This is a genomic window from Blastomonas sp. CCH1-A6, assembly GCF_001556365.1.
GTDB lineage: Bacteria > Pseudomonadota > Alphaproteobacteria > Sphingomonadales > Sphingomonadaceae > Blastomonas > Blastomonas ursincola.
In genome coordinates, this window is sequence record NZ_LSIS01000288.1 from 1 (window position 1) to 9,745 (window position 9,745).

Sequence of the window (9,745 nt, forward strand, 5' to 3'; positions counted from 1 at the left end):
GCTGCGGAGCAGCCACGCCCGCCTGGCATCGCCCCTTTGCGCTACGAGGAGGATTGGCGCCCCCTTTGCCGGAGCCTGCCGCAGTCTTCGGAAGCCGAATACAAGTGCCTCGGCGATCCTGACGGGCTGATGCTGAGCCTGGGGGGCGAACTGAGGCTCCGCACCGAACTGTCCAACGGTGCTTTGACCCGACCCGAACCGGATCGGCAGGCGCTGCTGGTTCGGCAGCTTGTCCATGCCGACATTCGCCTTGACTCTTCGCTGCGTGTCTTTTTGCAGGGAGGCACGCTGCAGGCCATCGGTGAGCCCAAGCCCTTTCCTGCGATCCAGCAAAATGATGGCGATCTAAGCCAGCTGTTTCTCGATTATCAGGTCCGGTCGAAATCGCAGGCCGCGATGGTTCGGCTGGGTCGACAGGAAATGGCTTTCGGGTCGCAGCGCCTGATCGCGCTGCGCGATGGCCCGAACCAGCGACTGGCCTTTGATGGCGTCCGTATGCGGCTGGCCGCAGGGCAGGGAAGTGTCGATGCTTTTGTCACGTGGCCGGTGCAGGCACGGCCAGGACTGCTGGACGACACGAGTGGAGCCGAGGACCGGTTGGCGGGTGTCTATGTGACGCAGCAGATCGCGGGGCCCTTGAAGGCCGACCTTTATCTTCTCGAACGCAGGCAGAATGCCAACAGCCCTCTTGCCCCCCGGCCAGGAGGCTTCCGCCAATCCCTCGGGGCGCGGCTGTTCGGACGTCGATCGGGTTTCGACTGGGACGTCGAGGCGGTGATCCAGCGCGGCTTTGCAGGCGGTCAGCGCATTCGTGCGTGGACGCTGGCAAGCGATGTCGGCTTCACCTTTGGCGCTACTGCCCTGGAACCGAGGATCAGCCTGAAGGTCGATCTGGCCAGCGGCGATCGCCGTCCCGGCGACGGCATCAGTGGTACCTTTGACCCACTCTACCCGAAGCTGCCCTATTTCTCCGAAGCCAATCTAGTGGTTCCGGCCAATCTGGTCGACATCAATCCGGGCATATCGCTGCGGCCGCAGCCATCGTTGCTGCTGTCTGCCAACTGGGATTTCCTGTGGCGCCATCGGCTCGCCGACGCGATCTACACCGCCCCCCTTGCGGTTGTTCAGGGATCTTCAGGGCAGGGAAGCCGCTATATCGGCGATCAGAAGGTGCTGACCGCCGACTGGTCCGTGAATCGGCATCTGCGGCTATATGGCCAGGCCGTCAGCTTCAGGCCCGGGCAAACACTGCGACAGCTGGGTGGCCGATCCATCGAGTTTCTAGTTGTGTCCGCATCCCTTCGCTTTTGAATGGGCTGCCCCACTTTATCGGGTGTCCTGCCGCAAAACTGCCTCCAAGCTCGTCCATGTCATGGACGGATATCGTTCATTGTCGAGCGGCGTGGCGAGAAGCCCTTCGCCGGCAAGCAGGTTCCTGAGATACTGCATCCCCTGCCAGGCAGGATAGAGATCGTCGGGCGTGCCTGGCGCAAACAGCCTGGCCAGCCGAATGGTAAGGCCTAGGGTTCCCAAAGTTCCGACGGGAAGTATGCCGTAAGATCGGCCGCGCACCCGGCTGGTCGCCGCAGCGATGTCGCGCACGGTGACACGCGCTCCGGAAATCCGCAGCCAGCGGGGCGTATCGGGGTCCATCGCCGCATGTGCCGTGAACCGGGCCGTGTCGGCAATGGTCGTGAAGTCCATTGGCTGGTCGGCACTGCCCCAATAGATTACGCGGCGAATGCTGTGCTGGACGATCGGGATCGTGCCTGTCAGCATGTCCATGAAGGCGCCGTTCAGCACGGATGTCAGACGCAGACCGGAACTTTCCGCGCGCTGCAGGAAGGCGCTGCGAAGATTAAGATTTCGGTTGCTGCCCTGTGGCACCTGCCGGAAGTCGATGGCATAATCCGATGGAATGAAGCGGGGTACGCCCGCCTTCACCGCCGCATCGAGCAAGCGACCCTGCGCGCCGAGAATGACCGGTTCCAGGCCGCTGAGCGCGGATACCACGCAATGAACCCCTTTCAGCGCGCGCGCGATCGAATCTACGTCATCGAAGTCGGCGTATCTCACTTGCGAGGCCATGCCCTCGAGATGCCTTGCCGAAGATTCTGTGCGCACCAGGGCAGCAACCGGTGCGCCGAGGCCAGCAAGTTCCCGAACGATACGCCCACCCAAATCCCCGGTCGCTCCGGCAACTATTATCATGAATGCAACTCCCTCAGATATTGATCAGGCATGGCCGCTCTGCTTGTAAAGGCATCGCGAAATCGATGGCCGGTGCCAGCTACGCACGAGCGCGCCTGCTGGCTTCATTTGGCGCACAGTCCTCTGCGATAAGGCTGCAGCGAGCCCATCAGGCCCGTCCTGTATCGCACCAGTGCGCGATAGGCGTCTTCCTCGCTGGCCATGCAGAGCGGACCAACCCAATGGACTGGTTCCCTGATCGGCGTACCGCAAAAGAGCACCAGCCGAGCGCCATTGCCCGTTGCTGCCAGATAGAGCGAGCCATCACCATTGGGCAGCACAACTTCGCCCGCATCGGCCGTTGCTGTGGCGGCCATGAGCTCACCCTGATGCACGACAGCCAGATTGGCCGGCTGATCATGGCTATACCAGTCGAACCGGGCAAAGGGGGCAAGCCATATGTCCAGCAAGGTTACCGGGCTGGTGGTTGCGATGGGGCTGATCCGGTCCCGAAAGCCACCTGCCAGCACTCGGATCCAGCTGCCATCGGAACCGCAAATGATCGGGATGTCACCGGGTTCCAGATGATGCACCACAGGCTTGTCGTGTTTGCGCTGCATGGGGTGGTTCAGAAAGATCTGAAGTCCCTCGACTGGCTGGTCGGTTGCGGGGATTTCCTCATGGAGAATGCCTGACCCTGCGGAAGTCCAGTGCAATCCACCGGGCGTGATCTTGTGTCTGCCGCCAGCGCTGTCCCGGTTGCGCATAACGCCAGCAGATTCCGGCATCACATAGGTGATCGCGGAAAAGCCGGCGTGGGGATGGGGCGGGAAAGTCGGCCGACTCATCCAGAACCGGTCGATGGCCAGCCAGGGATCGATTGACGTGCCCAGAACGGCTCCGTCGAGATGCTGCACCCTGAAGCCCGGCCCGCGACTGGTGAACAATGGGCGCACGACGCGAGAAATCGGCTCAGGCTTGTCATCGCTGGAACTGGCACTGCCCCGGGCCCAGGCACCGGGATAGTCGAGACTATCCCGCATGGCTGACCGGAGGAAGTACGGACGTGAAAAGCAGTTCGATCAGTTGGGACCCTTCCGTCGATGACCAATCCTGTGCCAGTTCGGCAATCATTGTGTTGGTCGCCGTCAGCACCACGCCGGCATCCTGCATGCGTCGCCGCGACATGTCCTCGCTCAGCTCGAACGGAGAACCCGATGCATCCATCACGGCCTGCACGCGATAACCTTGTTCGACCGCGCTGATGGACGGGAAGACGAGGCAGACATCGGTGGTGATACCGGCCATGATCAGGTCCTTGCGTCCTGTTGCCTCAACCGCAGCCACGAATTGTGCATCCGTCCAAGCGTTGACAATGCCTGCGCGCCTGACACGTGCTTCGAAAGCATCCGGCAGGATTTCGGCCAGCTCTGGCATCAGCGGACCCTGGATACGTTCTTCCTGACTTGAGGTCAGAATGACCGGCATTTGCAGGATCTTTGCGGCGCGGGCGAGCGCAAGCGTCATCGTCCGAACCTGCTCCAGCGGCAAGTTCTTCACCAGCTGCATCGTGCCGACCTGGTGATCGATCAGCAGGAGGGCGGAACTATTCGGGCGGAAGGGGTGTGTCATGATCGTCTTTCCTGGCTTGGAAACAGCTCAGTTTGTGATGCCGGAAATCCTCTGTTCCCGCGTTGCCGATCCTGCCGGTAACGCTTCGATCTTGCGCCCAAATCTTGCGTCGAGGTTCTGTTGCACCTTTGCCACCGCAAGGCGTCGATGCTCACTGGGACGGGTGCTTGCTGCGTGCGTCGATTTCGACCACCTGCGGCGCTTGCTCCCATCCGCCACCCAGCGCGCGAAAGACCCCGACAGATGCCTCGGCCTTGGCCGCTTTCGCCAGCGCCAGCGCCTGTCTGGCCTGCAGAAGATCTGCTTCCGCTCCCAGCAGCTGGAGCGCATTGTCCTTGCCGCTGCTGAACCGAATGCGGGTGAGGTACGCGGACTGCGCTGCGGCTCTCTCTGCCTCGGCCAGCGTCAGGCTCCGCTCGGTCGTTGCCTTCAGCCGCGCGAGGGCCTGTTCTGTTTCCTGGAGCGCAGTGAGGACCGCACCATCGAATGCGGCAAGGCGAGCATCTGCCTGCGCCGATGCTGCCGTCACCCGTGCACGGGCAGCGCCGTCGACCGGAATCGACCATGATATCAGGGGGCCAAGCGAAAAGCCGATATTGGCAGAACGTCCAAGATCATTGGGATCGATTCCGCTTGTGGCCAGGGACCCCGCTAGGCGGATCGAGGGGTAGAGGGCTGCGGTTGCAACACCGATCCGGGCGGTATCTGATGCTAGACGTGCTTCGGCAGCCCGCACATCTGGGCGTCGCGCGATCAGGCCGGCGCCATCGCCCACCGGGATCGCCGATCTTGGCTCCGGCGGAACCTCGCATTTCCCGACCTCGGCTAGATCCTCGCCTGGTTCTCCCCCGATCAGAGTCCGCAGTGCATGGATTGCTGCTCGGTTCTCGGCATCCAGCGCCGGAAGCGCAGCTTCAGCCTGGGCCAAAAGTCCTTCTGCGGCATGGATATCGCGGGCCGCTACTCGGCCCAGGGTGTGAAGCCGCCGCACCAGCGCGAGTGTCCTTTCCTGATTGGACACGGCGTCGCGCGCGACATTGAGCTGCAGGCGATTGGAGCAGGCCAGGGCATAGTTTCGGGCAACCTCTGCCGCTACGCTGACCCGAACAGAGTCCAGTTCCGCCGCTGCCGCCAGCGCATCGGCCCTTGAAGCCTCGACGGATCGACGGACGCCGCCGAAAAGGTCCAGTTCATAGGCGGCGTCCGATGCAAGCTCGTAAAGCTCGAATTCCGGCGGTTGTGCCGGTGCAAAGCCCAGTCCGGCATTGGCCCCGGTGCCTACCCGGTTGGTGTTTGCAGCGCCACGGGCCGTCAGGGCCGGAAACTGCCCAGCTCGCGCTTCGCGGACCAGCGCACGGGCGCGCCGCAAATTGGCACTGGCTTGGCGAACATCGGTATTGTGCTGCAGCGCCCGCACAATCAGCCCATCGAGAACGGGGTCCTCGAACAGTCGCCACCATTGATCGGGCAGAGAGGCTTTGGCAAACTCGGGAGTGCCCGCCTCGCCAAATTCCTGCTTTGCGGCCTGCGGGACGAGAGGGCGGCTGAAGTCGGGGCCGACGACGCAGGCCGATAGGCTTGCGGACAGGAGCACAGCGAGCGCAAGACGTCCGGACTGCATCATCCTTCTCCGGCAGGGGTGGCGGTTCCCGTCCTCGTCTCGGAAGGAGGTGCTGTTCGCGATCCGCGCAGGGTCGCAAGCCGTTGTTCGAGCATCCTTACCAGCACATAGAAGGAGGGCGTGAACATCAGTCCGAACACGGTGACGCCGATCATGCCGAAGAACACCGCAATGCCAAGAGCCTGGCGCATTTCGGCGTCTGGTCCGGTGGAAATGACCAATGGAAGCACGCCCAGGATGAAGGCCATCGATGTCATGAGGATCGGGCGTAACCGCTGTGCTGCCGCGTGTTGCGCGGCCGCTTTCGGTGCCATGCCATTTTCCTCGTTCAGCTTCGCAAATTCGACGATCAGAATGGCATTTTTCGCCGCCAGGCCGATCAGCACCACCAGACCGATCTGGGTCAGGATGTTGTTGTCCCGGCCCATGATGTTCACGCCGACAATGGCGGCCAGCAGACACATCGGCACGATCAGGATCACGGCCAGGGGCAGCGCCAGGCTTTCATACTGCGCGGCAAGCAACAGGAACACGAACAGGACACCCAGCGCAAAAATCAGCGATCCGGTATTGCTGGCGGCGCGTTGCTGATAGGCCAGTTCTGTCCATTCGTAATCGAAACCCTGAGGCAGGATTCTGGCCGCAAGCCTTTCCATGGTGTCGAGCGACTGGCCTGTCGAGTATCCTGGCATCGTGTCACCCTGCAATTCTGCGGCACGATAGAGATTGTATCGGACTACGCGATAGGCGCCGGAGTCGTCGCGCAGGTTCATCACGGCATCGAGCGGGACCATGTCCCCGGTCGCTGATCGGGTCCGCAACCGGCCTATGTCGGAAAGGTCGTCACGATAGGGGGCATCGGCCTGGGCCGTGACCCTGAAGGTTCGGCCCAGATAGTTGAAATCGTTGATGTAGCGTGAACCAAGATAGGTGCCCAGAGTAGAGAAGATATTCTCAACTGGCACCCCCAGTTGCTCTGCCCTGGCGCGGTCAATATCGGCGAGCAGCTGCGGTGTCCGCGTGTTGAATGTCGTGAATGCCCCCATGATGCCTTCGGCCTGATTGGCCGCGCCCATCATCGCGAAGGCTGCACCCTCCAGAGCCTTTAGACCGGCGCCGCCCCTATCCTCGATAACCATCTTGAACCCGCCGCCGGTGCCCAATCCGGACACGGGAGGCGGTGGAATGATCAGCAGGTTCGCAGCGGTAATGCCAACCAGTGCACCGCGCAGTTCATTGGCAACAATGTCGGCATGGGGCCGCGTGCCCGCCTCCTTCAGGGTGATGAAGATTGCAGCCGCATTGGGCGCGTTCGTGAAGGTCGCTCCGTCAAACCCGGCAAAGGCTACGGTGTTGCTGACCGACGGATTGCGAAGAGCAATGGCCTGAGCCTGTTCGACCACGCTGGTCGTGCGTTGCAGCGATGCGCCCGGCGGCATCTGGACCACGCCGATGACATAGCCCTGGTCCTGGGCAGGAATGAAGCCGGATGGCGTTTCGGCAAAGCGCCAGCCCGTGGCAAGCAGCAGGCACAGATAGGCTATCCCCATGAAGGTCAGGCTGCGCAGCGTTCTGGCTGTCAGTCTGCCGTAGCGATCCGACAGACGCGCGAAGCCTGTGTTGAACCCTTTGGCGAATTGAGCGGGCCAGCCGCGCCAGCCGGCGGCCGGCGGGGCATGGCCATGCTCGCGTGATCGCAACAGCAGCGCTGCAAGTGCAGGTGACAGGGTCAGCGATACAAAGGCCGAGACAGCCGTCGCGCTGGCAATCGTCATTGCGAACTGCTGATAGAACTGGCCGGAAATGCCAGGGATGAAGGCTGTGGGGATGAACACGCCGCAGAGGACGAGTGCAATGGCGACGAGTGCACCCGATACTTCGTCCATTGTCGCATGGGCGGCTGCTAGCGGCGAGAGATGCTTTTCTTCCATCAGCCGTTCGACATTCTCGACGACGACAATCGCGTCATCGACCACAATGCCGATTGCCAGGACAAGCCCGAACAGCGACAGGCTGTTGAGGGAAAGGCCCAGCCCCGCCAGTGCGGCAAGCGCCCCTGCAAGTGCGATAGGGATGGCGACGATGGGGATGATCGCCGCGCGCCAGCTTTGCAGAAAAAGCAGTACCACCAGCGCCACCAGGACGATGGCCTCGATCAGCGTGTCCTCTACGGCGGCGATCGACGCTTCGACATAGCTGGTCGGATTATAGGGAATGGAATAGTCCATCCCCGGAGGAAAATCGCCGGCCGCCCTTGCGAGTTCGGTCTTGACAGCCTCGGCCACACTCAGCGCATTCGACCCCGGAAGCTGCGAAATGGCCAGCGCCACGGTCGGCCTCCCATTTGAAAACGCATTGATGCTGTAGTCCTGCGCGCCCAGCTCGACCCTTGCGATGTCGCTCAGCCGGGTCAGTGCTAAACCTTCGCGCTTCACGATGATGTTGCCGAACTCTTCCGGTGTCGAAAGCCGGCCCTGCGTCTGGATGCCCAGCTGGAATGCCGTGCCTGCGCTGTTGAAAGGCGCCTGGCCGATCGACCCTGCAGAAACCTGGGCATTTTGGGCTCGAATAGCGGCAACGACCTCATCGACGGTCAGGCTCCGGCTGGCGGCCAGCTCGGGATCGATCCAGACGCGCATGTTATAGTCCCGGCCGCCGATCAGCCGTGCCGAGCCTACGCCTTCGATGCGCGAAATCCGGTCGATCAACTGCAGTGTGGCATAGTTGGAGATGTAAGGCTGCGGCAATGAACCATCAGGGGAGAAGAAATTGGCAACAAGTAGCAGGTCGGGAGAGTTCTTGCGCACGGTCACACCGATCTGGCGCACTTCTTCTGGCAGGCGCGGCTCGGCGGAACTGACCCGGTTCTGAACCAGAACCTGGGCCTGATCGACATCGGTCCCCTGCTGGAAGGTGATGGTGATCGCCAGGTTGCCGTCCCCCGTCGAGGAGGAGGAGATATAAAGCATGTCCTCTACGCCGTTTATTGCCTCCTCAAGCGGTGCTGCGACAACATCGGCAATTGTTTCGGCAGAGGCGCCCGGGAAGCTGGCCGACACGACAACAGTGGGGGGCGCGATCTGGGGATACTGGGCTACCGGCAGGGTAGGATAGGCAATGACGCCGAAAATGGTGATGAAGATCGAGAGGACCGCAGCGAATATGGGGCGGTCTATGCAGAAATGGGCCAGCCGCATCGTTCAGCGCGCCGTTGCTTGCGCTGGCGCAGGCGCCGCGAGGGGCTGGGCAATCGGCGCGTCGTTCTTCGCGCGAGGACGAATCCTGCCTTGTCTGGGGCTGATGAGTGTGCCGGGCTGCAGCCGCGCCAGTCCGTCAATCACCAGTTTCTCTGTCGGCGCCAGCCCCTCGCGAATGACGCGCAGGCCTTCGACCATGGGGCCGGTCACGACAGGGCGCGGCACGACTTCGTTCTTGCCATTGAGAACATAGACGAGCTTTCTTGTCTGATCGGTCAATATGGCTTCGTCAGGCACCAGCATTGCCTTGTAGCTGCCAGAACCAAGAAGCCTCGCCCGACCGAACATGCCGGGCACCAGGAATCCGTCCGGATTGGCGACCACGGCATAAGCCTGGATCGTGCCGGTATTGGGGTTGATGCCGTTGTCGATGAACCGCATGCTGCCGCGCCAGCCATAGCGGTTTTCATCGGCCAGCTGGATTTCCACGGGATTGGGCGCGAAGCGCGAGCTCCGCCGCTGGCCCTGTGCGTCCTGGCGCATGTACTTGAGGTAAAACGCTTCCGCGCCGTCAAAGCTGAAGCGGATGGGGTCAAGCCGAACAATGCGGGTCAACTCGGTCTGACCGGCTGTCACGAAATCACCGACATCGACCCTGCGGCTGGAGACAAGCCCCGAAATCGGGGCCCGAACCTCCGTGAATGACAGATCCAGGCTTGCCGTTCGCTGGCGTGCCTGAGCTGCGGCCAGCCCCGCCCGGGCGGTCCGCAGAGCGGCAGTGATCGTGTCACTCTCTTCACGGCTGATCGCATCGCTGTCGACCAGTGCAGTTGCCCTGTTTGCCTGCAGCGTTGCATTGACAAGCGTTGCGCGGGCACTCGCGACACTCGCTTCGGCCTCCGACAGGGCTGCGCGAAACGGGCGCTGATCCACAACGAACAGGAGGTCGCCCCGGTTCACACGGCGGCCGTCCTGAAATGCGATGCGGGTGATCGGGCCGGAAACCCGGGGAATGAGTTGCACATCCTCTTCGGCCACGAACCGACCGATATACTCGTCCCAGTCAACGACGACGCGCTGGAGGGCCGTGGCCACGGTTGCAGAT

General features: G+C 62.2%; 7 protein-coding genes. 1 reads left to right on the forward strand and 6 read right to left on the reverse strand.

Features of this window, described 5'->3' with window-relative positions; genetic code table 11:
- A partial coding sequence (locus AX735_RS13745; RefSeq protein ID WP_066281279.1) for an alginate export family protein occupies positions 1 to 1,311 on the forward strand: 1,311 nt, incomplete at its 5' end.
- 15 nt (positions 1,312 to 1,326) lie between these two features.
- Here the strand turns inward: AX735_RS13745 and AX735_RS13750 are convergent.
- From AX735_RS13750 to AX735_RS13775, 6 genes are all read right to left on the reverse strand, one after another.
- Positions 1,327 to 2,211, reverse strand: a complete 885-nt coding sequence (locus AX735_RS13750) for an NmrA family NAD(P)-binding protein (protein WP_066281283.1) — start codon at positions 2,209 to 2,211, stop codon at positions 1,327 to 1,329.
- A gap of 104 nt (positions 2,212 to 2,315) precedes the next feature.
- Positions 2,316 to 3,107: a pirin family protein gene (locus tag AX735_RS13755; protein WP_171009897.1), complete on the reverse strand. Its 792-nt coding sequence runs from the start codon at positions 3,105 to 3,107 to the stop codon at positions 2,316 to 2,318.
- A gap of 115 nt (positions 3,108 to 3,222) precedes the next feature.
- Positions 3,223 to 3,822: an isochorismatase family protein gene (locus AX735_RS13760; RefSeq protein WP_066281291.1), complete on the reverse strand. Its 600-nt coding sequence runs from the start codon at positions 3,820 to 3,822 to the stop codon at positions 3,223 to 3,225.
- Positions 3,823 to 3,973: 151 nt separating this feature from the next.
- Positions 3,974 to 5,443 (reverse strand): efflux transporter outer membrane subunit, encoded by a 1,470-nt coding sequence (locus AX735_RS13765; protein ID WP_231750123.1) that lies wholly within the window; start codon positions 5,441 to 5,443, stop codon positions 3,974 to 3,976.
- The gene (locus AX735_RS13770; protein WP_066281305.1) at positions 5,443 to 8,640 is read right to left on the reverse strand and encodes a multidrug efflux RND transporter permease subunit; all 3,198 of its coding nucleotides are present in this window, start codon (positions 8,638 to 8,640) and stop codon (positions 5,443 to 5,445) included. Before AX735_RS13770 ends, AX735_RS13765 begins: the two co-directional genes overlap by 1 nt.
- Positions 8,641 to 8,643: 3 nt before the next feature.
- The coding region (locus tag AX735_RS13775; RefSeq protein ID WP_446471818.1) for an efflux RND transporter periplasmic adaptor subunit at positions 8,644 to 9,745 on the reverse strand (1,102 nt) is incomplete at its 5' end.

Coding starts and splice junctions, on each gene's coding strand:
- AX735_RS13750 (WP_066281283.1), bottom strand. CDS start 2,211: ATGATAATAGTTGCCGGAGCGACCGGGGATTTGGGTGGGCGTATCGTT.
- AX735_RS13760 (WP_066281291.1), bottom strand. CDS start 3,822: ATGACACACCCCTTCCGCCCGAATAGTTCCGCCCTCCTGCTGATCGAT.
- AX735_RS13765 (WP_231750123.1), bottom strand. CDS start 5,443: ATGCAGTCCGGACGTCTTGCGCTCGCTGTGCTCCTGTCCGCAAGCCTA.
- AX735_RS13770 (WP_066281305.1), bottom strand. CDS start 8,640: ATGCGGCTGGCCCATTTCTGCATAGACCGCCCCATATTCGCTGCGGTC.